General features: G+C 34.9%; 36 protein-coding genes and 1 tRNA gene. 35 read left to right on the top strand and 2 right to left on the bottom strand.

The genetic code is table 11. The features are described from left to right. Positions 1-189: 189 nt before the first annotated feature. The 32 genes from PCH01S_RS05780 to PCH01S_RS30245 all read left to right on the top strand — a co-directional run bounded on the left by PCH01S_RS05780 (position 190) and on the right by PCH01S_RS30245 (position 20,859). Positions 190-1,485 (top strand): DNA sulfur modification protein DndB, encoded by a 1,296-nt coding sequence (locus PCH01S_RS05780; RefSeq protein ID WP_042227630.1) that lies wholly within the window; start codon positions 190-192, stop codon positions 1,483-1,485. Positions 1,486-1,505: 20 nt separating this feature from the next. Next, entirely contained in the window at positions 1,506-2,507 is a 1,002-nt protein-coding gene (locus PCH01S_RS05775) for a phage lytic cycle repressor MrpR family protein (protein ID WP_042227629.1), read from the top strand. Positions 2,508-2,589: 82 nt separating this feature from the next. Further along, positions 2,590-3,192: an accessory gene regulator B family protein gene (locus PCH01S_RS05770; protein ID WP_042227628.1), complete on the top strand. Its 603-nt coding sequence runs from the start codon at positions 2,590-2,592 to the stop codon at positions 3,190-3,192. 876 nt (positions 3,193-4,068) lie between these two features. Further along, positions 4,069-4,584 (top strand): LytTR family transcriptional regulator DNA-binding domain-containing protein, encoded by a 516-nt coding sequence (locus PCH01S_RS05760; protein WP_042227625.1) that lies wholly within the window; start codon positions 4,069-4,071, stop codon positions 4,582-4,584. Between the two features lie 403 nt (positions 4,585-4,987). After that, positions 4,988-5,197 (top strand): hypothetical protein, encoded by a 210-nt coding sequence (locus tag PCH01S_RS05755; RefSeq protein ID WP_042227624.1) that lies wholly within the window; start codon positions 4,988-4,990, stop codon positions 5,195-5,197. A gap of 326 nt (positions 5,198-5,523) precedes the next feature. Beyond that, on the top strand, positions 5,524-6,303 hold the full coding sequence (locus PCH01S_RS05750; protein ID WP_042227622.1) for an RNA ligase family protein: 780 nt from the start codon (positions 5,524-5,526) through the stop codon (positions 6,301-6,303). A 39-nt stretch (positions 6,304-6,342) separates the two neighbouring features. Beyond that, positions 6,343-6,525: a hypothetical protein gene (locus PCH01S_RS30260; RefSeq protein ID WP_042227620.1), complete on the top strand. Its 183-nt coding sequence runs from the start codon at positions 6,343-6,345 to the stop codon at positions 6,523-6,525. Positions 6,526-6,556: 31 nt separating this feature from the next. After that, the gene (locus PCH01S_RS05740) at positions 6,557-6,868 is read left to right on the top strand and encodes a nucleotidyltransferase domain-containing protein (RefSeq protein ID WP_042227618.1); all 312 of its coding nucleotides are present in this window, start codon (positions 6,557-6,559) and stop codon (positions 6,866-6,868) included. 35 nt (positions 6,869-6,903) lie between these two features. Next, positions 6,904-7,305: a hypothetical protein gene (locus tag PCH01S_RS05735; RefSeq protein WP_042227617.1), complete on the top strand. Its 402-nt coding sequence runs from the start codon at positions 6,904-6,906 to the stop codon at positions 7,303-7,305. Positions 7,306-7,344: 39 nt separating this feature from the next. Next, positions 7,345-7,998, top strand: a complete 654-nt coding sequence (locus PCH01S_RS05730) for a hypothetical protein (protein WP_042227615.1) — start codon at positions 7,345-7,347, stop codon at positions 7,996-7,998. A 73-nt stretch (positions 7,999-8,071) separates the two neighbouring features. Then, positions 8,072-8,356, top strand: a complete 285-nt coding sequence (locus PCH01S_RS05725) for a hypothetical protein (RefSeq protein WP_042227613.1) — start codon at positions 8,072-8,074, stop codon at positions 8,354-8,356. 26 nt (positions 8,357-8,382) lie between these two features. Then, a complete protein-coding gene (locus PCH01S_RS30255) occupies positions 8,383-8,739 on the top strand; it encodes a hypothetical protein (RefSeq protein WP_129112491.1) in 357 nt (118 codons plus the stop codon). Between the two features lie 33 nt (positions 8,740-8,772). Continuing rightward, the gene (locus PCH01S_RS05720; RefSeq protein ID WP_042227611.1) at positions 8,773-8,955 is read left to right on the top strand and encodes a hypothetical protein; all 183 of its coding nucleotides are present in this window, start codon (positions 8,773-8,775) and stop codon (positions 8,953-8,955) included. A 38-nt stretch (positions 8,956-8,993) separates the two neighbouring features. Then, the gene (locus PCH01S_RS05715) at positions 8,994-9,458 is read left to right on the top strand and encodes a hypothetical protein (protein ID WP_053228654.1); all 465 of its coding nucleotides are present in this window, start codon (positions 8,994-8,996) and stop codon (positions 9,456-9,458) included. 78 nt (positions 9,459-9,536) lie between these two features. Beyond that, a tRNA-Ile gene (locus PCH01S_RS05710) sits at positions 9,537-9,610 on the top strand. Positions 9,611-9,745: 135 nt separating this feature from the next. Then, positions 9,746-10,888: a hypothetical protein gene (locus tag PCH01S_RS05705; protein ID WP_042227610.1), complete on the top strand. Its 1,143-nt coding sequence runs from the start codon at positions 9,746-9,748 to the stop codon at positions 10,886-10,888. Between the two features lie 59 nt (positions 10,889-10,947). Continuing rightward, entirely contained in the window at positions 10,948-12,174 is a 1,227-nt protein-coding gene (locus PCH01S_RS05700; protein WP_042227608.1) for an AAA family ATPase, read from the top strand. A gap of 102 nt (positions 12,175-12,276) precedes the next feature. Beyond that, entirely contained in the window at positions 12,277-12,864 is a 588-nt protein-coding gene (locus tag PCH01S_RS05695; RefSeq protein ID WP_042227606.1) for a 3D domain-containing protein, read from the top strand. Positions 12,865-12,866: 2 nt separating this feature from the next. Next, positions 12,867-13,139, top strand: a complete 273-nt coding sequence (locus tag PCH01S_RS05690) for a hypothetical protein (protein WP_042227604.1) — start codon at positions 12,867-12,869, stop codon at positions 13,137-13,139. Then, entirely contained in the window at positions 13,136-13,753 is a 618-nt protein-coding gene (locus PCH01S_RS05685; protein ID WP_042227603.1) for a dTMP kinase, read from the top strand. Before PCH01S_RS05690 ends, PCH01S_RS05685 begins: the two co-directional genes overlap by 4 nt. An 844-nt stretch (positions 13,754-14,597) precedes the next feature. After that, positions 14,598-14,969, top strand: a complete 372-nt coding sequence (locus PCH01S_RS29195) for a hypothetical protein (RefSeq protein ID WP_053228653.1) — start codon at positions 14,598-14,600, stop codon at positions 14,967-14,969. Positions 14,970-14,982: 13 nt separating this feature from the next. Then, positions 14,983-15,336 (top strand): DUF2493 domain-containing protein, encoded by a 354-nt coding sequence (locus PCH01S_RS05675; protein ID WP_042227602.1) that lies wholly within the window; start codon positions 14,983-14,985, stop codon positions 15,334-15,336. Between the two features lie 30 nt (positions 15,337-15,366). Continuing rightward, the gene (locus PCH01S_RS05670; protein WP_042227601.1) at positions 15,367-15,654 is read left to right on the top strand and encodes a hypothetical protein; all 288 of its coding nucleotides are present in this window, start codon (positions 15,367-15,369) and stop codon (positions 15,652-15,654) included. Positions 15,655-15,688: 34 nt separating this feature from the next. Then, on the top strand, positions 15,689-15,865 hold the full coding sequence (locus PCH01S_RS30250) for a hypothetical protein (RefSeq protein WP_156972793.1): 177 nt from the start codon (positions 15,689-15,691) through the stop codon (positions 15,863-15,865). A gap of 185 nt (positions 15,866-16,050) precedes the next feature. Then, positions 16,051-16,626, top strand: coding sequence for a hypothetical protein (locus PCH01S_RS05665; RefSeq protein WP_042227600.1), 576 nt, complete (start codon positions 16,051-16,053; stop codon positions 16,624-16,626). After that, on the top strand, positions 16,626-16,892 hold the full coding sequence (locus tag PCH01S_RS05660; protein ID WP_042227598.1) for a hypothetical protein: 267 nt from the start codon (positions 16,626-16,628) through the stop codon (positions 16,890-16,892). The genes PCH01S_RS05665 and PCH01S_RS05660 overlap by 1 nt, the downstream gene beginning before the upstream one ends. 271 nt (positions 16,893-17,163) lie before the next feature. Beyond that, positions 17,164-18,327: a hypothetical protein gene (locus PCH01S_RS05655; protein ID WP_042227596.1), complete on the top strand. Its 1,164-nt coding sequence runs from the start codon at positions 17,164-17,166 to the stop codon at positions 18,325-18,327. A 30-nt stretch (positions 18,328-18,357) separates the two neighbouring features. Continuing rightward, positions 18,358-18,705: a hypothetical protein gene (locus tag PCH01S_RS05650; protein WP_042227594.1), complete on the top strand. Its 348-nt coding sequence runs from the start codon at positions 18,358-18,360 to the stop codon at positions 18,703-18,705. Between the two features lie 240 nt (positions 18,706-18,945). Beyond that, positions 18,946-19,686, top strand: coding sequence for a DNA-methyltransferase (locus PCH01S_RS05640; RefSeq protein ID WP_241688657.1), 741 nt, complete (start codon positions 18,946-18,948; stop codon positions 19,684-19,686). A gap of 40 nt (positions 19,687-19,726) precedes the next feature. Further along, positions 19,727-20,065, top strand: a complete 339-nt coding sequence (locus tag PCH01S_RS05635; protein ID WP_042227590.1) for a hypothetical protein — start codon at positions 19,727-19,729, stop codon at positions 20,063-20,065. A gap of 317 nt (positions 20,066-20,382) precedes the next feature. Further along, complete coding sequence (locus PCH01S_RS31245; protein ID WP_241688658.1) at positions 20,383-20,625, top strand: hypothetical protein; 243 nt, start codon at positions 20,383-20,385, stop codon at positions 20,623-20,625. 36 nt (positions 20,626-20,661) lie between these two features. Beyond that, positions 20,662-20,859, top strand: coding sequence for a hypothetical protein (locus PCH01S_RS30245; RefSeq protein ID WP_129112492.1), 198 nt, complete (start codon positions 20,662-20,664; stop codon positions 20,857-20,859). Between the two features lie 57 nt (positions 20,860-20,916). Here the strand turns inward: PCH01S_RS30245 and PCH01S_RS29190 are convergent, their stop codons facing one another. Together PCH01S_RS29190 and PCH01S_RS05620 are read right to left on the bottom strand one after the other, a co-directional pair. Further along, positions 20,917-22,089: a hypothetical protein gene (locus PCH01S_RS29190; protein ID WP_053228652.1), complete on the bottom strand. Its 1,173-nt coding sequence runs from the start codon at positions 22,087-22,089 to the stop codon at positions 20,917-20,919. Positions 22,090-22,181: 92 nt separating this feature from the next. Continuing rightward, complete coding sequence (locus PCH01S_RS05620) at positions 22,182-22,856, bottom strand: hypothetical protein (protein WP_042227588.1); 675 nt, start codon at positions 22,854-22,856, stop codon at positions 22,182-22,184. A gap of 407 nt (positions 22,857-23,263) precedes the next feature. Between PCH01S_RS05620 and PCH01S_RS05615 the strand changes: the two genes are divergently transcribed. From PCH01S_RS05615 to PCH01S_RS29185, 3 genes are all read left to right on the top strand, one after another. Then, positions 23,264-23,746: a hypothetical protein gene (locus tag PCH01S_RS05615; protein WP_042227586.1), complete on the top strand. Its 483-nt coding sequence runs from the start codon at positions 23,264-23,266 to the stop codon at positions 23,744-23,746. Positions 23,747-23,765: 19 nt separating this feature from the next. Then, positions 23,766-24,077, top strand: coding sequence for a hypothetical protein (locus tag PCH01S_RS05610; RefSeq protein WP_042227585.1), 312 nt, complete (start codon positions 23,766-23,768; stop codon positions 24,075-24,077). Between the two features lie 225 nt (positions 24,078-24,302). After that, the gene (locus PCH01S_RS29185; RefSeq protein ID WP_053228651.1) at positions 24,303-25,175 is read left to right on the top strand and encodes a Rha family transcriptional regulator; all 873 of its coding nucleotides are present in this window, start codon (positions 24,303-24,305) and stop codon (positions 25,173-25,175) included. The last annotated feature ends 192 nt before the right edge of the window (positions 25,176-25,367 follow it).

Raw genomic sequence — 25,367 nt, 5'->3', positions numbered from 1 at the left:
ATTAACCTATAAAAACAAGATTTTATTGTAAAATAATACGTTAATTAAATTGAAAATATACATAGGGATATATCTCAAAGCAATAAGGCTTTTCATGAGATGTATTTCTGTGTATATTTTTATTATTTATAGTCAACAATCTGTGATATAATGACTATAGTATGTGGTATGAAGGAAGGAGTTTTTATTATGTTGCGTGACCGTAGCGAACTTGAAAGCAATCTGACTAATGCAATAGAAAGAATAAAATATAAAAGAAAAAATATTGAGGAAGTAAATAAAAATTTATCCGAATATGACATACCTTCTGGATTTTTTAACGAAATTATTAAAAACGAAAATTTACTTGGAGAAATTGATACCGCTGTTCTCTGTCTTATCTCAATGGCCGTATTTAAAATTGATGGGTCTGACGAAGTGAGAGCAGAAAATTATTTTACTGAAGGTGAGATATCAGAAGCAAGGAAGTATACAGGCAAGGAAGTTAAAGATGTTAATCTTCCTATATCGATTAACAGTGTGCTACAAATTGATCATGAAAATTTTGTTACTACAATTAAAATTTCGGAGCCAGTAAAATGGTACCATAACAAGATTATTGTTTACGATTTCGAAACACAGAGAAGCGCCAAATATAAAAAGGGAAGAGATGGGGTTGTCCCTGTACCAGATGTTAATTTGCAAAGCGTAAAAGATATTGCAGAACATATGTTAAATGAAACATATCTGCCTGATATGATTACTCTAAACGTCTATTCTGAGGATTTCGATCCGATAACATACAATCCAAAATCTAAAGTCTTGACTATTAAGGAAGGAGCTACCATCTCTATTCTTGATGGATTTCACCGACTTCAAGGAGCAGTAAGGGCTTTATCTGTTAATCCGGATCTGCAGCAAGATATAATATTGAGTATACGAGTTTATGACACAGATACCGCTAAAAAGTATTTTGGTCAAATTAACACTATCAACGTAGTTAAAACTGAACGACTTGAGCAACTCAAACAAGAGAAAGTTTCTTATGTTGCCGTTAAACAATTACAGATCAATTCCGATCTCAAAGGAAAGATTGCCTCAGGTTCAAAGATTAGCGAATTGGCAGGCCATTACACGACTACAGATATTTTAGCAAATGCAATCGACCAGGTATTTGAGCCAAAAACTGCTTTCGAAGCAAAGGAAGTTGGGGTATATTTAACAGACTTCTTCAACAATTTGCTAGGGGTTTTTGATGATGAGTTCAATACAAAAACAAGTCTTCTAAGGCAGCCGCGCATGTTTATTGGGTACATTGTTATTGCAAAAATATTTAAAGAAAACGATGTGTCGTTTAGTAAAATAAAGAATGTCATTGAGACAATTATTGAAGAAGTTAAAGAGCTAGATAAAGTGGTTACTTACAACAAAGGAGCTTCGTCTCGTCTGCAAAAGTTAGTAAAAGATCACTTCGAAAAAATTGATATTAAGAGTTGGATATCTTGAATTAGAGGGAGTAATCGCTAATGTCAAACAAAATTTATGAAGGCGGGTATTTTAACGAGTATCAAAAAATGAGATACGTAAACTCTCTGCCAGAGACTACTTCACTCCAAGCGCGTAGAATTCTTTCAAGGGCCAAATCAATAGAAGAAACATATGGGCAAGATTTGTATAATTTTACGCTGGATCAGATTGAAAATTTACTTCATTACCTAAATCCATCAACTCTGAATGCCAGCCGCTCGAACTTTTATATGGTCCAGAACTATATAAGATGGGGAATAGAACAGGACCTGAGAGATACAAATATTAATCCATTAGATGTGCTGGCAGAAAATAATTATTTTAAAAAGTTTATAGATATATCTAAAAAGTCGCTTTATACAAAAGATGAAATTGATAGTATGATTAGTGTGTGTGTAAATGCTCAAGATGCATTTCCGATAATCGCAATCTTTGAAGGCGTTTTTGGTAAAAGTGGCTACGATGAATTGCTAAATCTGAAGCGTCAAAGCATCGTGAGTGAGAATCTGATTTCTTTAACAGACGGCGAACACGAGAGAGTTATCAACGTGTCTTCAGATTTTATGAATTTAATGTATAAAGCTCTTGATCAAAAGACCTATATTAAAAAAAATGGTATTCTAAAGCCCACTATGAGATCGTCAGCAGAGGCTAACTTAGAACAGAGCGATTATGTATTGAGGAATGTTATTACTCGCAGTCAGACTAATGGTAAGGCAGATAAATTTTTGATTCAACGGAGAATCGCGGCAGTTAAAAGTTATAACGATGATTGGGTAAGAGTTTTGTCGCCATATATAATAAGAAATTCTGGAATGCTCTATATGGCCAAAAGCTTTTATGATAAGCATGGAGAAATTAAAAAAGATCATTATGAAGAAATAAGTGAGAAGTTTGGTATATCAAAAGTTATGAATAATGGTTATGAGGTATATAACTACCACCGACTTAAAGAGGATTTTTTGAATGTTGAAACGATCATAAAAGTGTATGAACAATAACCCTGTCGGGTTATTTTTAACATAATAATAAAACTTTACAATAAAATATTATAATGATATATTAGTAATAGGAAAATAATTCTTGTGCGATTTACTGAGAACAACTATATTAAAGGTGGATAATGGAAGGAGTGGTGGACGACTGGTTTATTACCTCGCAGAAACACTTACTGATTGGATTCTAAACAAGGATACTTTAAATAAATTAAAAAAAGATGAATTAGAACGAGGCTTAAAAAAGATAATAAATTTTGGGTTGATAATTTTGTTGGTATTGATTTTATCAGTAGTCACCAATAGGGTAATTGAAACTTTGCTCGGAATGGTTCTTTTGGGTGTAATGCGCGCTATTTTGGGAGGACATCACCTTCCTTCAAGTGACTTATGCGTTCTATATACTGTTACTCTTATTATTGTAATACCATACATAGGGCATGCGGTTGATGATTACAAGTTGCTCATGGACAGCTTATCGTTCTTTCTTATTATTTTATTTGGACCTTTTAGAAAGGGAATGTCATTTAACAAAAACTTTTTACTCTATAAGATAATCGGCCTCATTATAGTAACAGGCAATATATATATATATCGATCAGCTATCATTAGCGCCGCTATATTTATACAGGCGATTCACCTTATCTATTTTACAAAGGGCGTGCATGACAATCATGTTGATTGCGGCTAGGTACATATTCCTTTCCTTTTTGGAGTTCAGTGCGTTAATCGTATTATCACTGACTATTTTTGGTTTCAAATTACAGTACTACAAGAGAGAGATTTTATTCACCAGCTTACTAATGTCCGTGCTTTCATTCTTACTTTATGAGTATGATCTATTAGCAGTGATGACGATTGTTCAAATAGGAGCATTGATACTTCTAATTAGGAACGTTTTCAAAGAAAAAAACTGGCTTTATTCAACCTGGGTTGTTATCGCAGGAAATGTGTTTTACGTCTTAATACAAACCGTTTATGTTCACCTAAGTGTTCGCTCTGGGTTCTTCTCAACATTTGAAGAGGCTACACTACCGATGAACTATAAATCAGATATATCTCAAGTAATTTGTTCACTTATTGCCTATACAATTTCCGTATACATTATGATTATGAAACAAGGATTTGCTTTTGGTTTTAGATCTATTGATAAAAAAACCACAATTTATTTTCATGTATCGTTGTTCATTATTCTAATCCTTTCTGCAGGTTATACTTTAGTAGACACCCCTGTAAAGTACGGCAGCTATTACATGTACTCTATAGCAATCTTTACACTCTTTTGCTTATTCCTGTATTTTTCATATAGAAGAAATTCGGATGAAACTAGCTACCATATTAGTAAATTCGAATCGAAAAATTTGAAAGGAGGACCTATAAATGAATAAAATTATCGTAGGGTTTGGGAAAGCAATCATGAAAATTGGTAAAAAGAATGAGCAAAATACTGTAGATAAAGTTAACATCTGGTTCCATGAACCAAAAGTTAGAAAGTGAAAAAGCTATAAAACCAATTGGCCCCTTGGTATCTAATATCAAGGGGACTAAAAAAGTAAAGGTGATTAATATGTCCATTATCAAATTCGTTAGGGAGGCATTGTTTAATAAAGTTGGATCTTTGCTCTGCGAGTCAGATGTATTGGAGATAGCGGAGAAAGTGAATAGTGAGTATAAGCCCAGAACGATTATGACTGTTGAGGATAATGCTCTGATATGGATAGATATCAATGATATTTTGTTTGTTGATAAACCGGGTAAGGAAACAATGGTTCATACTATAACTAAGACTTATAAATATCACGATAAGCATTTAGATTTGATAGGTATGATTTCGGAAGAAGAGGGATTTCTGTTTGTAGACAAGCGACTAGCTATCAATATACCGAAAATCAAAAAATTTGACTCAAAGTTGAGGAATATATATTTTACTGAGGCCGATTACACTAAACATCCTTTCGTCGCAGGCATCCAGGATAGAGTTATTAGAGACTTTTTAAAAACTCACCTAAGTAAAGACATGGATGTTTGTAATGATAGGTTTGAATACTCGCCTATTGGCATTAAAAAGACAACCTTTCATTAGATTAAATACCGCATGAAGTAATGCGGTATTTTTTGTTAAGCAAAAGGTTGTCTACAGCTATTTCGACATTATTCGATACATAAAATGGTAATTTTAAAAAAGTAAATATTAAAATTCGAAGAAAAACGACCATATTTTAATGATGCAATATAATATGTAAGGTGTTACCATTATTAACAGATATAATGATATTGAATGGACAAACGGACATATTGTTATATATCTTACAGTTTAGAAGAGGAAGTTAAAATGCAAATTATATTTCCCTAATTAAAGGCTAATTATTGTATTCTTTGTTTATTGCTCATGGTATAATGAGAAAAAAAGCGAACTCATGTTCTTATATTTTTCTGCATGATAAGCCTAAATACGACAACCGGGATAACCAAAAGGGGAGCTCATAATGAACGATTACACGATTGGTCTTGTTTATAGCGATAAAGGTTGCGACATCTATTTTGGCTTAAAAACCAAAGTGATGAATGTTCTAACAGCAGCTAACCTAGCCGGTTCTAGGCCGTACGCTAAATTTTATCGAACCGAAGATAAGATGTTGCTTCAATTAGAATATTACCGCTCTGAGAAGCCGGAGTCCTCAATTTTTCATGTATAAGTACAATTAGAAGCTGGTGAGCAGCTTCACAAATTTATAAAATAAAAGTATATAAGTTATTGACAAAAATCATTTGAAGTATTATATTTAACACAAAGATCAATACATAAGTCGTCTATATTTCGGAGGTTAAAAAGAGAAATTCCTGCAGGAACTGAGGTTTGAACATCAAAAGGGAAAGGAATTTTCTGGATCTCTGATGAATTAGTATGTATGGCAAAATTTGAACGAACAATTTGATTTCGAAAAATTACGATTAGATGATATCAATACGATTTATATTGTGCCATCTAATAAAAAGATAATTTCATTGGAGGAATTAATAAGTGGATCTTAAAAAAATTAATTCGATTACGAAATATCCAAGCATCCTTACATATCATAAACTAGGTGAAAGAGGAAAACTAACTGAAGAAGCAGTAGAAGAAAGAGGGTATCTAACTGATTCAGATAAAATTTTTGTGTATGAGAAAGTAGATGGCGAGAACTCACGTATTATTTTCTTTAGGAATCAATTTGATGAAATTGACTATTTAATTGGCTCAAGAGAAGAACTGCTTTATGCCAAGGGAGATCGTATTGGAAATCCATATGGGAATATAGCAAATTTCCTTAAGCCAATGGCAGAAAGATTTGTCGAAGATAACTTTCCTAGTGGGGATTGGGCATTGACAGTCGTATATCAGGAATCTTACGGCGGTAAGACAAAGGCAGCGAAGAATTATACGGACAGTAAAACGCAATCATATAAGGTGTTTGATGTATTCTCCTTAACCGTGAATGAACTTGAAAACCTTCTATCTTTATCCAGTGAAAAAATCGCTGAATGGCGCGAACATGGAAATCAACCTTTTTATAACGAGGAAGAGAGGGGGAAATTTGTTCAGGCGAATGGGTTGGAATGGGCTCCACTTCTGGACGAAGTGTATGGATCAGAGTTCCCAGTTACCTTAGAGGAGACCTATCGATATTTGAGAAACTTTGAGCAAACAAAGGTAGGCATTGATGCTATTGGAGAGTCGGAAGGTATAATTGCTCGCTCTGCAGACAGAAAACAGATTCGTAAGATTCGTTTTGAAGACTACGAAAGAACTTTTAGAAAATAGGCGGCCGATAAAACAACAATTTCATTAGGAGGATGACTTATGAAAATTAATGATAAAGTGATTGTATCAGGAAAAGGAAGAAACGGCGTTGTTTATCTGGAGCACCCCGGTTCATACCAAGGATTTTCGAAAGATGTTATTTCAAAGGTTAAAATTAAATTGTACAACGGTGTAGTTGAGGAGTTTGACCAGGATTCTGTTAGGCTATGGGATTACAAATAGTAATGATACTTTCCGGAAGGAGATACAGACAGTGAATACAACTGAGGGGTTCAATTTGAAGAAGTTTACGGATTATCTTGCAAGTTTTGATTTTGTAGACGAAGTCTTAATTATTGGATCTCAAGTGACAGGGCGCGCACATATTGATAGTGACATAGATGTATGTGTACTCTGCGATGGTTATGATTTTGTGAATTACAATCTAGATTGGACTCTAAAAAAGAAAGATTATGAACACAGGGCTGAAATACATCTTATACCGCTGTCTAAAGATGACTCTCGAAATATGAAGTTCTATTATGATAATAAGGCTTCGAGCGTCTTAATGTACAAAAGACAATAAAACAAATATTTTATGGGAAATGGATGGCGCTAAGAGTGAGTGAAGGAAAGATTAACTTTGCGACTGAACTTTGGAAAGAATTTAAAGATGGTCCCGCAAGCACAAAACTAGGGATCATTAGTGGGATCTTTACCATTTTTGGTGTCTCTGGAGTTTATTTTTACTCCAACTTCGCCATTGGTAAATTGTTGAAATTAGAATTGTGGGGCGTTGCTGCGCTATTATTATTATCTACTTTTTTGATCACCATAACACTATTGATTATTGGTGGAATGGTATATGTAGCTTCGCCCAAACGCATGAACTTGAAGTTGTCATATTGGTATTTTGTTGCAATAGTATTATTTTGGGGATTGGGATTTGCTGTTCTTTCGGCTGCTTTCGCATTATATTATGAGTTGATTAAAATGTTATTTAGAGATCTTTCTATAAGTTAATTTAGATGAAATAATACTTTTATGGGAAGTGATTAGCTAATGAAAAATGTGAAGATGAGGAAGAAAAGTGTAAATAAACGTTCAATGACCTTCTGGGACAAAATAATAAATGATCAAGAAGAAGATCGAAATGAAATTGTTGATAGAATAAACAGCCTTTCATATGATGATGCCGAAGAACAGGTAGAAGAATTAATTTTCGAAATTGATGATTTTATTTCTACGTATGAGTCAGACTACCATTCTTTTATGAGGGAGTATGAGAACGTACTTGAAATTAGTTTAGATAATTTAAAGTTAAAAAGATTAACATTGATAACGAAAAAAGAGTTAGGGATTGATGTTGTCCTTTTATTAAAATATCTCAACAATTGGTATGAAAAAAATAAAAATGACGGATGGCTTTTCCCATATATCACACCTTATGGATACTGGAACGATAAAACGATTACGTCAATTGATAATAATGAATATGGTAGCAATGGGAAAACGCATTTGCATAATTGTATCAATTGGGGAAAGAGATTAGAAGATGAGCTTAACAATTTTATCATTACAAATAAAAGTTTGGAGAGTGATTCAGAAACAAATAGGTTTATGGTTGATTTAGTAGAAGAATGTGTATTACCAATCGTTATTACTAAAAACAAACAATTAAACTCTGTGCTAACTAGATCTCCTAAATTATGTTAAGCTGAGCAGTAATAACCTTATACAGGAGAAACACGATAAAACAATTCTTTTATCGGATAAGGAGGAGAAACATATGATTACATGGAAAGACACTACATCTTATAGTCAAAGAAAAAGAAAGGACACAGAGCCTAGATCTTGGACCGCAGTTATTAATAAGGCTGATATTATGGTTCACAGACATATTCATTATGGTTCTGACATGTGGCTGCTAAGTTCGAGATATCTCGATTTAGATAAAATAGAGCTAAAGAGTAAGGATATTAATGAAGCAAAGAATGAATCATTAGATAAACTGAAAAGTATTTTAGAACATAACATTAATGAAATGGAAGCAATTATTGAGCAAATAAAATGAGTCTTTTATGAGAAAGGGCGGTGACAATGAAAGTAGTAGCTTTATATGACATGAATTGCGATTCGTGTGGTTGTTGGGCAAGTACGGATTGGGGCGTTTCACAATTTTATAATAAGAAATCCTGTCTGAAATGGGCAAAAAAAAGCGGGTGGAAAACCGTAAAAGGGGAAACGCATTGTTTAGGGTGTGTATTAAAGCCAAAAATCAGAAAGATACTTGAGAAAAAATATAAAGTCACACGCTTAGAATTCGATGGTTCAAACATAGAATTTAGTATTGTTGTTGAAGGTAATAAATCTGAAGTATATGCCGACGAATTGAAAGTAGTTGGTTTGGAATTAAAATATTTCAGTACTTTCAGTGTTAAAAACATATCTAGTTAAAATTAGCCTTTTATGAGGAATGGGAGATAAGAAGTGAGCATATTTGAGGCGTTCAGAATGATGGAAATAGGTCATACAGTACGAGATGATTACGGGATCTTATTTAAAAAGAAAGGGGATCAACTTGTTGATTCTATAGATGATGGAAAGTCATGGTATCCCACTGATGAATTTAAATATGGATATATAAATCAGAAATGGCATTTGGTTGAGTAAATCTAATAAAACGAATCTTTTATAGGAAGTGATCGTTCGTGGATATGAACAAAGATGTTAAGCAGCTTTTATATAAGATGTTGAACGAGGTCAATATATATCCAACCGATGAACAGATAGCTATAGTAAACAGAGGAAGACCGCATAAATGTACCTTTAAACAAGGCAAGATGTATGTTTATACTTTTAGCTTTAATGGAGATTATTTAAAAATAGGGAAAGCAGGAAGCAATAGCAAGGCTAGATTTTATAGTCAGCACTATAATCCGGAGAGTTCACAGAGTAATCTCGCGAAGTCAATTATTTTAGATCCGGCAATGGAGTTCTACTCACTTTCAAGTTCAACAGTAGGAGATTGGATTAAAAACAATGTTGATCGAATTGACATAGAAATAGATGCGAAACTGGGCGTCTTTACTTTAAATTTAATTGAGTCAATATTACATTGCTTATATTTGCCTAGATACGAAGGGTTTAAAACTCAAAGAGCGGATAAAATGTGAGTTTCATTAACTCCCGGGTAAGAAGATAAAAATAAATGTTGACAATAAAAACAAAAGGATATAATATTGGAATTGTAAGGGCCCTTAGCTCAGTTGGTTAGAGCGGTCGGCTCATAACCGATTGGTCGGGGGTTCGAGTCCCCCAGGGCCCACTAAAATAACACCATATGGTGATTATATAGATACTCTGAGAAAGGAGAAGAGAGCAGCAATAAAAGAAGAATTTTATAGTGAAATGCACATATAAAGTAAAAGAAATTAATATAAAAGGAGAATGATATTTTTAAATGACCGATAAATCGATAGTAAAAACTAATAAAGATCATGGAGGTAAAGAATTTACTAGTAGTTGTCACTTTGTTGGAAAAGTAAAGCCGGTAAGAAACCAAGAGAACGGTACAGATAATTGGGTTGATGTTCCGTATTATCGAGAAGAGACTGATGATAATGGAAAGATTAAGAAAATTCTTGAATTCATTATTGAGACTGCTGAGAGTAACGATCTCAAGGTAAAGTTATCGGGTAGAGAAATGCCGTTTGTTTATCCTTACAGTAGTTCAAAAAAGAAGTCAGTTAAACTTTCGTGGGAAGATCGGTTTGACAAAGCAAAGTATCCTGACGATACATATCATTACATTGATTCTGAGTGGGATAAAATTGATAAATTTAAAGAGCTCATCTATACAGATGCTTGGATCGAGGTTAAAGGAAAACACAATCCATATGAGTTCACTGATGAAAGAGATAATGAAATTAAAGGAGTTTCAAGAATCCCTAGCTATATTAATCCCATTATTGATGGAAAAGTCAAAATTGGAGATGAGCTCCGAGCAATTCAGGTAAATAAAGTAGATATCCCATACATCTGCGATTTAAAATCGCCCGATTTTGTAGAAGTAAATAATTTTAAAATGCAAATCGGTATCAGAAGCACATACGCCGATAAAGAAAAAGGAATGACAAATGTAAATGGAGTATTTCTTACATACGGTAAAACAAGTTCTGAACCCAAAAATGTACATTTGATTGTATATCAACAAGAGGCTTCAGAAGGCAAGAAACCGCTCGCCGATGCGTTTGAATCGCTTGACGAGTTCGACTTTATTGAAGTTACAGGTCAAGATAATAATCGAGCTACATTTACTTGGCTTCCAATTAAAGAAAAATTAGATGACAACGATCCCTTTGCGGATGTAGATGAATCTAATAAGCAAGTTAGTTATGAAAAAGTTACGAATGGAGCAAAGAAGGGACTGGAAATTACAGGTTATGTTGCAGGGTCATTAATTCGTGAATATTTAACAGAAGCAGAACTTGTAAAATCAGTCTCGACAACCCAAGAAGATCCTCTTAAGACGGAAAATAAGAAAGATCCATTCGACGATAACGCTCATCCCATTGATTTTTCAGATGATGATTTGCCATTCTGATTAGAAGTAAAACATTAAACTAAAGTCTAGAAATAGAAAAAACAAAGGAGAATAACTAATTGTCTTTTCGAAATCTCGTTACGGCGAATATTCCAAAGGTAGACTTACAATCCTATATCTTATTAACGGCTGGAAATTATAAATCAGGCAAGACTCGTTGGTGGAAGGAAATCATTGAATACTTTTTCCCTAACGAACCAGAAGCAGGACTGCTTGTAGCTTGGGAACCTGGGTATAAAACGTGGAAACTGAAATCGAAAATCGATTTGGTGGAATATAAAAAAGAAGAAGAAAAAATTAAAAATGGTAAGATAAAAATAAAGACCGATATTGAGATGGATTCAGACAGGTGGATTTATTTCAAACAAGAAATAGTAACTGGGCTAGTACAGGAATCAAAGGTTTCTCGTATTTCTAAAGTGGTAGGATTCGACACTGTTGACAGAATGATTGATTGCGCTTCTGCTTATATCATCGTTAATGCGAATAACAAGTATCCCGGAAATAATTTCACATCAATTCAAGAATTATCAGAATCGAAGATTTATAAAGATAATGTATGGAATAATCTATATGACGAGCTTAAACGCCCAATTGATACATTAAGGGCTGCAGGCTACGGTTTGATTTTTTTAGCTTGGACAAAAGAAAAAACAACAGAACTCGTCAATGGCGTGAAATATAACTCAATCGAGCTAATGATGAATACTACTTGCCGTAAAGTATTCCAGTCGCAAGCAGATCTAATTTGTTGCCTACACAATGAAGTTACAGCTTTAGATAAAGAAGGAAATGAATTAAATAAAAACCTAGAAAACAAAAATGGCAAAGAGATTGCTACGAAGTTTCATGAATCACAAACTTATATGTACTTTAGAGAATCTAGTTATATTGGTATCGCCGGTGGACGCTTTAAAGTGTTGCCAGAAAAAGAGTTGTATGGAATTGATACATATGTAAGGGTGTTTAAAGAGGCAATTGAAGGACAACTTGACGAAGGTGATTCCTTTGAAGATATCCGTAAGAAAGAAATTGAAGTGTTGGAAGAGAAAGCTAAGCGATTTTCCGAAGACATGATCGACAGTTTGAAAGATGAAGATGAGAAAACTGCTGAAGACTATCATAATGAACTGAAAAATGCCTTGAAGGATATTGCCAACGAGGTCAAGAGTGATATCGTGGCGCCTAAAATGAAAGAACTGCTCGGAGTGGTTAATTTTCTAAAATCGGATGATACAGAAAAACTTAAAGAAGCTTTAGATTTTGTGAATGCCTTAAATCAATAAAACGAACATTTCATTAGTCGAATCGCTCCTTGTCCAAACTGAATCTGTAAGGCGAGGAGCGATTTTTATATAGATAAATTACAGTATTAAGAAGGGAATGTTATGAGCGAGAATAAGACGCTGTCTTTCATTTTCATGGCTGTGCTAATTTTTTTAACTGGATGTGAGGCCAATGAAAATGTCAAAGATCCGAAAGAGACAACTCAACCGACAATTGAAATGCCACTAAAGCCAATAAGAAATCTAGTGCATTTGGAGATTCAAAGCACTCCGGCGCCATCTTTAGAACCGATCCCCGCAGCTACAGAATTTGATGTTAAAAGTATAGAGATTGAAGATAAGAACACAGTAACAAAAGAAGTAAAACATAAAGACAAATATATGAATTTCGAAGTTACTGCTTATACAAATAATCGAGAATCAACGGGCAAGAGCCCTGGCGACAAATACTACGGTGTTACAGCAAGTGGTCAAACAACCAAGGAAGGTGTTACCATAGCGTGTCCTAAAAGCATGCCGTTTGGGACGCAGATTTACATACCTTATTTTAATAATACATACACTTGTACCGACCGAGGAGGAGCAATCAAAGAGGGCAGATTAGATGTGTTTATGAGCAGCGAGAGTAAGGCGGTAAAGTTCGGGCGAAGGAAGCTAGAAGTCCAAATTATCGAGAAAAAAGGTGAATGAGTATGAGTTACGTGGCTAATGAAAGAGAAACCGTAATTCAGTGTGACGACGAGAAAATGAAATGGAACTTGTACACCCTACAGCCAAGAGTAATATCAAAGTTAAAAAAAGCTGGAATTGAACCGGTAAGAATCAATGAGGACGGCGCCCATTATTATGAGGAAATTGATTTTGGCAGAGTTTCTTTCCGGAATGAAAGCACCAGGACTATGAGCGACGAACAACGGCAGGCGGCCGGACTAAGACTAAAGAAGGCGCGTGAGAAGAAGAATTGAACAATAATAAAATGAAGATCATCAGCATTGGTGGATTAGACAAAAGCGGAAAGCACACCCAATCAAAATTGCTTACTGAGAGATTACGTAGCGAAGGATTTAAAGTAATGTCGAGCGAGTTCCACCGCTACGAAACACCAACTGGTGAGCTGATTATGAAGTGGTTACGTAAAGAATGGGAAGTATCTGCAGAGACGATTGAATTGATTATGGCTGCGGATAAGCAGGCTCAGCAGGACTGGTTTACTGAGCTAGAGAATGAGAAATATGAATTCTTAATCCTGGATAGGTATAGCCTCTGTCAAGTCGCTTATGGGCTTGCTAACGGGCGAGATGGACGTTGGATCATGGAATTACAGAAGTATATGCGGAAGCCTGATCTAGACATTATAATCGACATTCCAGCAGAAGAGAGCATGAAAAGAAAAGGAAAGCATGGTGAAAATGACAGATATGAATCAGATTTGGGCTTACTCACGAGAGTACGTAGCAATTATAAAAATGTATCTACAAATTACTCTGCACCGGCTAAAGCGATTGTTGATGGATTAAGATCAGTTGAGGAGATATATAAAGATATAGCAAAGATCGTCAACAAGGAATTCAGACAATAAAAACTTGATTTTATAGGCAAGTAAAACGATACAAAGAAGATTCATCGACGGCAGTACAACATATTGAATAAATTTGTCGCAAAGGAAGGCGCTCTATGAAATACGTAATTCGGTTGAAAAAACCGGTGAATTTTTGCGAAGTGAGTCGTCAGATGACGCATATTCTCCTGATCTTGGAGAAGCCTTAATTTATGACGATTACGCTGATGCGGGGTCCATACGTCAAAATGGCGAAGATGTAGTTATTGTTACGTGGGAAGAAGATGGATGTCTGAAACTAGGCGAAGTAATTCGATGAATAAAATTGTTCCAGGGAGCGTTCGTATGGACGAGTTAGTAGCGAGCTTTGGAACTTGATGAATGGCACAAGCTTCCGATCACCGTGGGCAGGGGAGCCAGGACAGGAAGACATCTTACAGAGCCGATCAATACAGGATTACAGAGCTTGGCAAAGAAGTTGCCGCGAAGCTTCGCGAAGTATCTAGATGAATAGGGGTGTTCGTAACAAATGGTAAAACACGACATTGTTTATGTGTTGACAAGCGTCATTAACGGCAAGGTGGAGATGGTAACGGGAAATGATTCTGAAGCATGGGCATTTTATCGGGACACAAGGGACATAAGGATATACGTGTTCATTTCAGGCAATTGTATTGCATCCGTCGAACCGACAAGAACGAGCATGTAATTCAGTTCTGAAGTTCGCAAAGTTGGGTGTAGAAGATGTAAAAATGCTTGGGGTATGCATGACGGGGTTAAGGCTTTGGTAGAATGGGATGAAGAATTAGAAGGATTGCATGAAGTATCAAAACTGAATAATCGAAATACATGAGGAGGTTTCATAATGTCCGAAATACCAAAATTATATAGGATTTTAACGCAAACTGAAGCTGCGATGATAACTGCTGATACAACTACGGATATGACAGAGTTGGAAGCTAAAGCACTGGCCCAGAAAGATATCATCGCACCAAATGGAAATTATCAGCCATTTGTTTTGATTCCTATCTGCACAGAATTTCAGTGGAGGTATGGACAAATAAACTTTTGTCCTCGATGCGGAAAGAACATTTGTGAATCTGTTGGAGGCGACTATCTAGAGGGTGTGACCGATTATTTAGAGTTTGATTGCCCGGAATGCGAGGCGACAATGTTCGTTCATATTATAAGTACACCGGAAGAAGCAAATAGCATCGATGTGGAAGATCGAAACTGAAAGGAGGGCTATTTTGAAAGTAATCGTTGCCGGTTCACGAACCTTTAGTGACTATGAGATGTTAAAAAGAAAGCTCGATTTACTTCTTGCATTGCAACCTCGCAATGAAATCGTAATTGTATCGGGAGCTGCAAAAGGAGCAGATAAGCTGGGCGAAAGGTACGCTACTGAAAAGGGCTATAGAATTTCTAGTCACCCTGCAGACTGGGAAAAGTGCGGAAATAATGCGGAATACATAAGAAATGAAGAGATGGCGAAAAAGTCTAATGCCTTAGTCGCTTTCTGGGATGGAACGAGCAAAGGTACAAAACATATGATTGACTTAGCGCATAAGTATGAACTACAGGTTCGCGTGGTTAGGCATTAATAAAAACAATATCGGAAAGGAGTGAGCTTCTTGCCCATTAAAACAGATAACAATATAAAATATCTTCAATTTGGATATGGAGATATTTTCGTAGCAGAATTAAAAGATGATGGTTCTAAATTAACATATGGAGCAGCGTTTATACAATCAAAGCCCCGAGAAATAGGCGAGGAATGGAAGGAAGTTGTAGGTACATCTCTTGATAACCATGATGCTCATGTAATCATGCTATTTGATCGCATAGCTTCGTTAGATGTTGTAATTGAGACTTTGAAGGAGATCAAGGAAGAAATGATAAAACAGGGATTTGATTATTAGGAGATAAAATCGGATTTTTATAGGAGCGATAGAAGTGGATTATAAAATCGATCAAAATTTTTATGACATTATCGATGGTCGCGAGGTCGAAATTACTGATATCCACTTAGATAAGGATGGTAACATTGAAGGTTTCAGCCTAAAGAAGGGAATTAATCAATGGTTTAGCACGATCAGATCGTTTCAAGAGTACTATCGGGCATGCCAATGAGTATGCACAAATTCTTAATGCCTATCCTATGTGCCACGAAGATGCCATCGAGATATTGAGAGCAGCAGCGCGAATGAAGATTGTTGGTTACGACAATAAGACCATTATCTTGAGGATGACAAGAAAACTGTAGACAATGAAGTGGAAAATTTATTGAATAAGTCAGTACGAACAAGGAGATGTAAATGAATCTAGATGATATGAGAAAAGAGTATGAATTGGCAAAGCAAGATCGTCAAAATGCAAAATCTGCAACGGCCAGGAATGGAATAAGAGACGCCTTATATATTTTAACAAAGAAAATAGACGCGGAAGAAATCCGAGTGAACAGCAATTTAAAAAAAGTGGAAATTGGGGGAGTGACTTATAACCTTCCTACCTCGTTTAGCAATCGTGGTTTAGAAAAGAAAATTTTATATTCTGTTGGGGAGATAATGTATTTTATAGATGAAAATAATACATACGAAACGGATGGTTCATATTGTTGGCATCATTATGCTTGGGTTCCTCAGCGAAAGGATAAATACGTTCGATTGTTAGTTAGGACCCTAGGGGGAGATCATTTTGGAGATAGGTTTTTTACAGAGACTAGCTACTATAAGCATCCGGCAGATCCATATCCTTATTTGACTAAGGATATATATGTAGATAATCGTACGTATAGCCCTCATGTAAAGTTTATCATCAGTAAAATTGGACTTGAGATTGATAAGACATCTAGGGAAGCTAATAAACTAGTAAAGATTCTGAAGGAGAGTTAATGAAAAAAAATTTTATAGTATCCGTACTAAGTCTTCTATCAGTCTTAATAGCTGCTTGTGGTCAGACCGAAACCGAAATTAAACGGGCGACAGTTGATAGTCAAGAATTTTCGGTAGTATCTGTAGATCAAGCAGACACTGCGTCATTAATTACAGTAAAACATCAAAAGACTGGATGTTATTTTGCACTAAGCACTTCCGATAGGAATGGTATCGGTTCATTAGCACAGATTTACGACCAGAGCGGAAAGCCTTTTTGTGAATAAAAGGTAGATTTTATTCGGGGGTTTAAAGAGTATGTTATACCGAGTTTATGAATGGAAAAACGACTGTATAAAGGTATACGATGTTGGAGTTAACTTAAGTGAAGAAGACGCACGAAAATTGTGCCATAGCGCTAAAAAAGGTTTTTCCAGAGATATGGAGCTAATGAATATGTATGACGATGAGTAAGCGATTTATTGACTTTAGTAAGTTGTGAAATGAACTCGCGAAACTTGGTAAAAAGAATGTGGAAATTATTATTGGAGGAATTAAATGAAGTATACTTTTGAGAAAAATAAACTGTATGACTATCTTGGTAAACATGTAGTAAATGCTTTTAAAAGACACGAGGTTTACGTAGCCGGTGGAGCAATCACAAGCCTGTTCAGCAACAGGAAAGTTAATGATATTGATGTGTATTTCCGACATGAAGCCTCGCTTATTGAGTTCGTTGAGGAAGCCTGGGAAGGTAGCGATTGGGTTAACATTCTCACTAACAAATCAATTATGGTTAGAATGGGCAGAGATAAGAATGTACAGTTGATTCACTTTAAGTACTTCCCAGAAGCCAAGGATATTTTTGATACTTTTGACTTCACATCGTGTATGGGAGCTTTCGATTTTAAGACTGAAGAGTTTGTGCTACATAAACATTTCCTGAAAGATAATGCTCAAAGAATGCTCAGATTCAACAAAGATACCGCTTTTCCAATAGTTTCATTACTTCGAGTCCATAAGTACACTGAAAAGGGATACACAATTTCAAAACCGGAATTTATTCGGATTGCACTCAAATGTATGGATCTACAAATTAAATCCGTCGATGAGCTGAAGGAGCAACTCGGAGGAATGTATGGAATCAACTATGACAAACTGATTCAGTTTGAGGAAGGCGAAGAGTTTAGTCTGGATAATGTGATTGATAAAATAGCCGATTTATCGTTACACGAGGATTATTTTAAAAAGCCAGAGGAAGTTAAATTTGAATGTGTAGAGGACATTATTAAAGAGATTTCAAAAGAGCCGGTACAGATAACGTATATTAATGAGCGCGATTATCGCCTAACGAGAAAAGGGACGCTTAAGTTTATCAGTGATATACCTAAAAAGTATACCGAGTTTGATGGAAAAACATACATAGAAAATAAAAGGTTTTATAAGTTTGTAAAGTACAATAAAGATGGGAATTACAGCAGTCACTACGACTCTAATTTCATTTATAAAATCGGCGAATTTGCAATACCTAAAAACGACTATCTGTATTTTAATGAACAGAAGGAAATTAACGAGTCAAACTATCGGTATCAAGGAGCGCTTATTGAAGTGATCATTCCTTACGAACACTTTGACCATAAGGATGATGCTAAGGTTCATGCAAAGAAGTGTTTTGTAGTAAGAGAAGTACCGCGAGAAGAATACATGAGCTGGATCGATTAAGTGAATGTTCAGAAGGAGGGGCATTAATCAGTGAAACCAATGACAGAAAAACAGCGAAAAGCTATCTGGGGGATTGAAAACATTCTAGATATTTCATATAAAGGCAACGACACAGCACAGGAAGCGTTCTTTTTTCTTAGTGAGCACTTACCCACTGCACAAGAACAAGTAAATAGGATGATACAAAACAGTGCTATCTACCAGACAGGAAATGATAATCGTTTCAGCCCTAACAAAAGTATTATGGATCAGATGTCTTTTTATCGATTTGACAATTCTAATAACCTTTCAGATCCAGAAGACGATGATTCATTTGCCGAAACTCCAACATTAGAATCGCTCGATGCCGACCTTGCTTTTTTGTATAGGCTAATTTAAGAATAAGATCTAATAAAAGAAGGCTTTTATCTAAATGCATTAGGAGATTAAGTATGAATGACAAATGGTATCCTCTTTGGATGGGCCTACTGGTAAGCGTCATAGTTTTCATCGGAGTGTTCTTAGGAATGTATATAGAAAAAAATATGAATAGGTCAACTGTGTTAATGACAGTTTTAATTTCAGTATGCTTTATTGTTATAACCGTGATAGCTGTTGTTTCTAATTCTTGAAAGGAGTTTGAAACTGCTAGAGTTAAATAAGATTTATAATGTAGATTGTCTTGGTGAGAACGGTCTGAGTTTAATTAATAACAAGTCAATTGATTTGATTCTGTGCGACCTTCCTTATGGCACAACTCGTAATAAATGGGACTCCATTATTCCCTTAGACGTATTGTGGCGTCATTATAAGAGAATTATAAAAGACAATGGAGCAATCGTTTTGACGGCTCAAACCCCATTCGATAAGGTGTTGGGCAATAGCAACCTGGATTGGTTAAGATATGAATGGATCTGGGAAAAGACTACAGCAACAGGTCACTTAAATGCTAAGAAAATGCCTATGAAGGCTCATGAGAATGTCTTGGTGTTTTATAAAAATTTACCTACTTACAATCCTCAAAAAACTATTGGGCATAAGCCGGTCAACAGTTATACAAAACACCAAGACGACGGTAGTAATTATGGTAAAACAACGATTGGTATTTGTGGCGGAGGCAGCACAGAGCGTTATCCTAGAAGTGTACTAAAGTTCTCAACAGACAAGCAAAAACTAGCCATTCATCCCACGCAAAAACCCGTTGATCTATTTAGATATTTTATAAGAACTTACACAAATAAGGGCGACATAGTGCTGGATAATGCAAGTGGAAGTGGCACTACTGCGGTTGCATGTCTAGAGGAAGAAAGAAACTACATATGCTTTGAAAAAGAAAGAGAATATTGGGAGAAATCTATAGAAAGAGTTTCTAAAAAATGATTATATGCAATAAAAATTCATTTTTATTGGAGGTTGCCAAATGGGAACGGATCGTTCTGATTACATCATTATTGGCTGTGATGTTAAGCAGCTCGTAGACAAGATGGACGAAGAAGGAAAAGATAATTTTTACGATGGATATTATAGATGGAATCGTCGAAATGGAGAGATCGTTCATCTACCAGATAACAATAGTGGGGATTATGATTATTTTGGAGTAATAGTTGAGCACGATCCAGACGGATACGAAGGGCTCAGTCCTTTTATTTATGAAGAGAACAGATACGCAGAGCACAAGGAAAAAGTAACCAAAGCAATAAAGGAAGTCTTCGATGTGGAATTGGAGCCTAAATTGATCGTTTTAACTCATTGGCAATGAAAGCTGTATTTGAATCGATGAAAGGGCTTGTATTAGGGATGGTTGGAGAGTTATCCGTGAAATTCACGCAACTAGATTACTGGCCGTTAGAAAATTGAAGGCTGGTAATTAGAAAAATAGAGCTTACACATATTAAATTCAAGGAGATGCTAAATGACAAAATCTAAGAAAAGAATACTGTATCCGATTGTTCATGAGAATAAATATTGGCAAGGTAGCTACAGAAATGGTGAAATTCATACTTACAAAGGCAGCCTACTTTCATATTCGCACAACTATCCTTCCGTGCCGGTTATTGATAAAGAGGCAAATGTCGAATGGGTCGACAATATGTTTTCGAAGATGTTTTAACATTTACTGGTTATGGTAGGGGAAGATCTTCCGCAGTAATGCATTTTAGTGGTAGTACCGGTGCTGAATACAATATGTTTTTAACTGATACCGAAGATTTGATTAAAGCAAAAGATATTATTGACGGGAGAGTTAAAGCGCATTGGACATTCTGTAAAAGGGGCAGCAACTATGGAATACGTCTTGCGGACATTGAACTCGGCAAATGAAAATCTTAGTTTATAGGATGATTGGAGGTGGAACTATTGAACTTATGGCAAAGACTTGAGGATCGCGGACGTGAAGAGTTGAAACTTGGTCAATCATGGTATTTGTATGCGGTCGACTTGGATAAATCCGGATTTGGTTGGTCTGAAGTGAAATTTGCACGAAAAAATACACAGGGTATGTTTCTGACATCAGATTCTGTTTGGGGAAATATTAAATATTCTGATTTACGATAAAACCTGTATTTTATCCTAAATAAAAAAGGAGAAAGAACTATCTTTCTCCATTAGGGCCTAACTATCAATTAATATGTCTGGAACCTCATCAAATCCGCGACTTCCAATCTTAAGAATTCTGTTGAAAAATAATTCGCTCAAAACTGACTGTGGCAAATCATAATTTCTATTAAACCCTTTGACATCCCAATTTTCCGCAATTGCCTTTTCGCCTAAACGTTGACAATTTGTTATTACAGAGTTTGCTGCTTGTTGCTTTGGAACTTGTCCTTCCTGGTAATATCTTGTTGCGTTAGAGACCCCTCTGTATATTAACGCGTGAATTTGAGAAGTTGAGAAGTGGTCTAATAGATCGTTAAATACAGAGATTGTTTTATCACCGATAGAGAAATCAAACTTAACTTTTTTCATACTATATAGAAGATACTGCTTAGTTTCTTCTAAAGCTATTTCTCTCCACATTTTATAAACAAAATGTGGGTCATTTAAAAAAATAGTAGAATCAGGATTTAGAAGAACGCTTAATTCTTCTTCGACGTTAACTTGGTAATTTACACGGTAAATATAATAGGTGTTTGGAAAATCTTCATCTTCCTTGAATGAATTAATCGGTGATGAAGAATGAGGTACAATTATCTTTTTATTAGCTAACGAGAGAACTAATTCTTTGGTTTTATCGCTTGTTGGAGTTATGCTTTCTATATAATTTTCTAATGGTTGTATAATTGAGAAATTTTCATCAAGCCTACTGCGAAGAAGACAGGCCAGATATAAAACATCGCGCAAATTTAAATCATTAATCTGGTTGGATTTATAATTTGCAATATCGTATGTTTCTGCAATCTTTATTTTCTTATATTGATTTTCGGAAAGAATCTTTTCTTGCTCAAGCTTCTTACAATTGGTGCATCTACAAAGCGGAGTTTCTTTATGATCACAGTGAGGGCAAAAAGCGTAATTTTTTGCGTTTGAGGTGCGGGAGGGCATCATTGTTACAAGATGCACATTGCAATAAAAACATTTTATATTTTCAATAGTAGCCGGAAACATTTTGTACAACTCACTCGCACGAGCAGATATTTGATATTCCTTCAATAGAGTTTCAATTTTTTCTCCGTCATAATACCGGCTAATAAGTTTATTTATTTGATCGTGATTTAAATGTCTTAACCGACTATCGATATCATTCATTTCGAACAATTGTGCCACCTCTGTACCATCTGTTTTCAACCATATTTTCCTATTATAACCTTACACGAAGACAGTAACAAGAGCGGATGAATCATTATAAAACTTGGATTTTATCGATAAAAAAATCCTCACTAGGAGGATGGTCTTAAACTGTCTGTATATAGTTTTATATCAGTATACAACAAGTCGATGAAGTTCCTACAATCTGTAATTACTTTTTCAGAAAAATGCTCATTGAAAGTTATAGTATTAATTTCGTTTACAGAAACAAAAGATGATTGTTCAATTTGGTTCAATAACGCTCTATCCTTTCTTTTGTTAATTTTACCTAAATCATGAACGACCTTATTCCTAAGGCTTTTGTAAAAGAGAATATTTGTCCACTCTATTGACCCCGAGGAATTTGGTAAAGGTATTGATTCTTGCAAGCTTTCTAGGACTTTTTCTATGGTGCTTCTTCTTGAAAATCTTCTATTGTTGTAATTTAAACTTAGTCCTGTTTTAAGCTTTAAATCCTCGTGAAAATTTACCATTGTTTTTTCGAGATTAGAATAGCAAGAAATCAAGACAGATGAACGTAGTAATGTAGGGTACTCATAGCGCAAATCATTAACTTGGTCTATGTTATATTCCCAAAACATTTCCAAGTTATCATCTTTATAGTTCTCAGAAATTGCTTCAAGATGAGCAATATATTCAGCACTAGATGTTTTTATTGAATGCTCAATATCGGAAGAAAAGTTACTTAGAGTGTGAAAATGTATATCAGATAGAGCATAGATAAAACCGCGTTTAATAATTGACATGATTATCCATCCTTTGATTAAGATATATCTATAATATAATGTTAATAACTAAAAGTAAATAAAACATCAAACAATAAGAATTATTTAATCATTAATCTTCTTTCAATTTTCCGGAGCGAGTAGATACAATTACGAAACCCCATCGCGCACCGTTCATTAAGAAACCATTCGTTACACTCTACACGTCCGTTATAGTTTTCATTTAACATCAAGTATATGGTCTTTTCCATGTTCATCCGTCCTATATAAGATACCTTACACCATCTCAAAAATTTTTTCTCAAATGATAATCAGCGAGAAAATGAGTAATCAAGCACTGAGTCTTAATAAATTATGGACGTAATTTAAGAAGGTATAAAAATTTTAAGCATTGACAAATACAATGAGAATTTTATTCTGTAAGTGAGGTGGAGCAAATAAAAAAGGAAATTCTAAAACTGAACCTTGTTCTAGAAAACACAGATTGCATTGAAATTGAGAACAAGCATATTGGTAGAATATCAATACTTGATATAAAAACTTCTATCGTAGCTACAAGGAACTCTACATGCAAGTTTAATGAATGCGATCATTTTGCGCTTGCTTCATTTCGAGATGGTGATGAGCAATATAAATTACCCAATGATTTTATGAGTACCAGCAGTAAATATACTAGGCTCAAAGGAAACGACATTACTTCGATCCATATTATTTATAATGATTATACCGAAGAGGAGTTATATGTACCTTGGGGAGATTCAGAATATAAAAATGATTACCAACACACATACATAAACGAACATGGCGATCTATTCATAGTAATTAATAAAAATAAAAATATTGAAGATGAATTCCCATATGATCTGGAAGACACGGCCTGCTTAGAATATATGCTATTTTGGGATTGTTAAGATACGAGGAGCATGAATGATGGAAAAATTGAAGTGTAAAGATCCTGAGTGCATTGAGCTGCATGAGACAGAATGGGAAGATATTGAACTGATTCTCAATGTTGAAGAGGCCCAAACTACACAATATAAAATTGGCGAGGATGGAATCTTGAAAGTAATTGATTCAGATTGTACCGCTCAAGAGTTATGGCTCATATGTCCTTGTTGCGATACAAGGTATGAATTTAAACAAGAGTATGTCGAGGTTGAGAAGTGTGCTAAGCTCACGTTTGATATTGATGATAACAATAATTTCAAGATCAATAGAATTAAAAAAGCTTGGGAAGATTAATATAAAATTGTGATTTTATGGGAGAAAGGGAGAGTGAAAGCATTAACAAAATTGTTCTATATATTGACCAGAACGACAAGGTGCAATTAGAAGCAGAAGGATTTAATGATTCAATTGAGGATTTAGAGGAAATTTTTCATATCTTAGCAAGCGGAACAAGAATGATTGCTACCAAAGTAGAACAGATGAAAATGTAATTTTATTCATATAAAGGAGAATGGTATTTTGGATTTTAATATTATTAACCACAACGGTAATTTGTATATTGAGAGCCGTCAGGTCTCTGAGATGATTGAAAAACCACATAATGATCTAATGAAGAGTATCCGTATCTATGCACAATATCTTACTCAGGGGAATATCTCCCTCAGTAATTTCTTTATAGAAAGTACATATCAAGATACCACAGGTAGGACTCTCCCTTGTTACTTTCTAACACGCAAAGGGTGCGATATGGTTGCAAATAAGATGACTGGGGAAAAGGGAACGCTATTTACAGCGACCTACGTAACTAAGTTCGAGGAAATGGAAAAGAAGTTAAGCCAGTTATCGCCATTAGAAGTAATGCAGTTAGCAATCAATCAGCTTGTTGATCATGAAAAAGAAATAAAGAATCATGGTAAAGAAATTGATAGTCTCAAAGAAAATGGTTTGATGCTAACACAGGATATTAACAGCCTTAGAGAAGATTTTGAAAAATACACAATTAGAATTGGAGACAAATCAGGATACATTGTCGCAAGAGAGTTGAAACTCTTTTCTTCCAGTGATAATCCACATTTTAATTTTGTTGATGCTGTAGCAAAGAAACTTAACATTTATAGTGGTATTTTAGGAGATAAAAATGAATATGTAAATGTAATTATGGACAATACTCACAATGGAAATTCTGGAATTGCCGTATATTATACTGAGGTTGCAGTCCAATTAATTAAGGAATATCTTGCAGAAAACTTTAAACTTGAAGTAATTCTTTACCAGCGAAGCACAGGAGGGTTTAAAAAAGGAGAACCGAAAGAATTTATCTTTAAACTTAACAATAAGAACTGGCAGTTTAACAAGAAAACCTATGAATACTTTTATAATTTAACCCAATAAAATAGGAATTTTATTTGCTAAAAGGAGACGAATTGAATAGTTAGAATCAAAGCGACATTTAAGAGTGGAAAAACTTTAGACTTCAACATGGACAACTACTCTAATTTCAGAGAAGCATCAAACCATCTACTAAAAGCAAATTGGAATATTTTTGATAAGTTTGCGTTTCAAACAAATGAGCTGATGTATCTT

Origin of the sequence: Paenibacillus chitinolyticus NBRC 15660 (assembly GCF_000739915.1) — a bacterium.
GTDB lineage: Bacteria > Bacillota > Bacilli > Paenibacillales > NBRC-103111 > Paenibacillus_F > Paenibacillus_F chitinolyticus.
This window is presented reverse-complemented; position numbering and strand designations above follow the sequence as displayed.

Coding starts and splice junctions, on each gene's coding strand:
- PCH01S_RS05730 (WP_042227615.1), top strand. CDS start 7,345: ATGAAAAATGTGAAGATGAGGAAGAAAAGTGTAAATAAACGTTCAATG.
- PCH01S_RS05655 (WP_042227596.1), top strand. CDS start 17,164: ATGAAGTATACTTTTGAGAAAAATAAACTGTATGACTATCTTGGTAAA.
- PCH01S_RS05705 (WP_042227610.1), top strand. CDS start 9,746: ATGACCGATAAATCGATAGTAAAAACTAATAAAGATCATGGAGGTAAA.
- PCH01S_RS29195 (WP_053228653.1), top strand. CDS start 14,598: ATGTCCGAAATACCAAAATTATATAGGATTTTAACGCAAACTGAAGCT.
- PCH01S_RS05665 (WP_042227600.1), top strand. CDS start 16,051: ATGAATCTAGATGATATGAGAAAAGAGTATGAATTGGCAAAGCAAGAT.
- PCH01S_RS05755 (WP_042227624.1), top strand. CDS start 4,988: ATGAACGATTACACGATTGGTCTTGTTTATAGCGATAAAGGTTGCGAC.
- PCH01S_RS30255 (WP_129112491.1), top strand. CDS start 8,383: ATGAAAGTAGTAGCTTTATATGACATGAATTGCGATTCGTGTGGTTGT.
- PCH01S_RS05780 (WP_042227630.1), top strand. CDS start 190: ATGTTGCGTGACCGTAGCGAACTTGAAAGCAATCTGACTAATGCAATA.
- PCH01S_RS05760 (WP_042227625.1), top strand. CDS start 4,069: ATGTCCATTATCAAATTCGTTAGGGAGGCATTGTTTAATAAAGTTGGA.
- PCH01S_RS05660 (WP_042227598.1), top strand. CDS start 16,626: ATGAAAAAAAATTTTATAGTATCCGTACTAAGTCTTCTATCAGTCTTA.
- PCH01S_RS30260 (WP_042227620.1), top strand. CDS start 6,343: ATGAAAATTAATGATAAAGTGATTGTATCAGGAAAAGGAAGAAACGGC.
- PCH01S_RS05690 (WP_042227604.1), top strand. CDS start 12,867: ATGAGTTACGTGGCTAATGAAAGAGAAACCGTAATTCAGTGTGACGAC.
- PCH01S_RS05610 (WP_042227585.1), top strand. CDS start 23,766: ATGGAAAAATTGAAGTGTAAAGATCCTGAGTGCATTGAGCTGCATGAG.
- PCH01S_RS05775 (WP_042227629.1), top strand. CDS start 1,506: ATGTCAAACAAAATTTATGAAGGCGGGTATTTTAACGAGTATCAAAAA.
- PCH01S_RS05725 (WP_042227613.1), top strand. CDS start 8,072: ATGATTACATGGAAAGACACTACATCTTATAGTCAAAGAAAAAGAAAG.
- PCH01S_RS05695 (WP_042227606.1), top strand. CDS start 12,277: ATGAGCGAGAATAAGACGCTGTCTTTCATTTTCATGGCTGTGCTAATT.
- PCH01S_RS31245 (WP_241688658.1), top strand. CDS start 20,383: ATGGGTCGACAATATGTTTTCGAAGATGTTTTAACATTTACTGGTTAT.
- PCH01S_RS05620 (WP_042227588.1), bottom strand. CDS start 22,856: ATGTCAATTATTAAACGCGGTTTTATCTATGCTCTATCTGATATACAT.
- PCH01S_RS05635 (WP_042227590.1), top strand. CDS start 19,727: ATGGGAACGGATCGTTCTGATTACATCATTATTGGCTGTGATGTTAAG.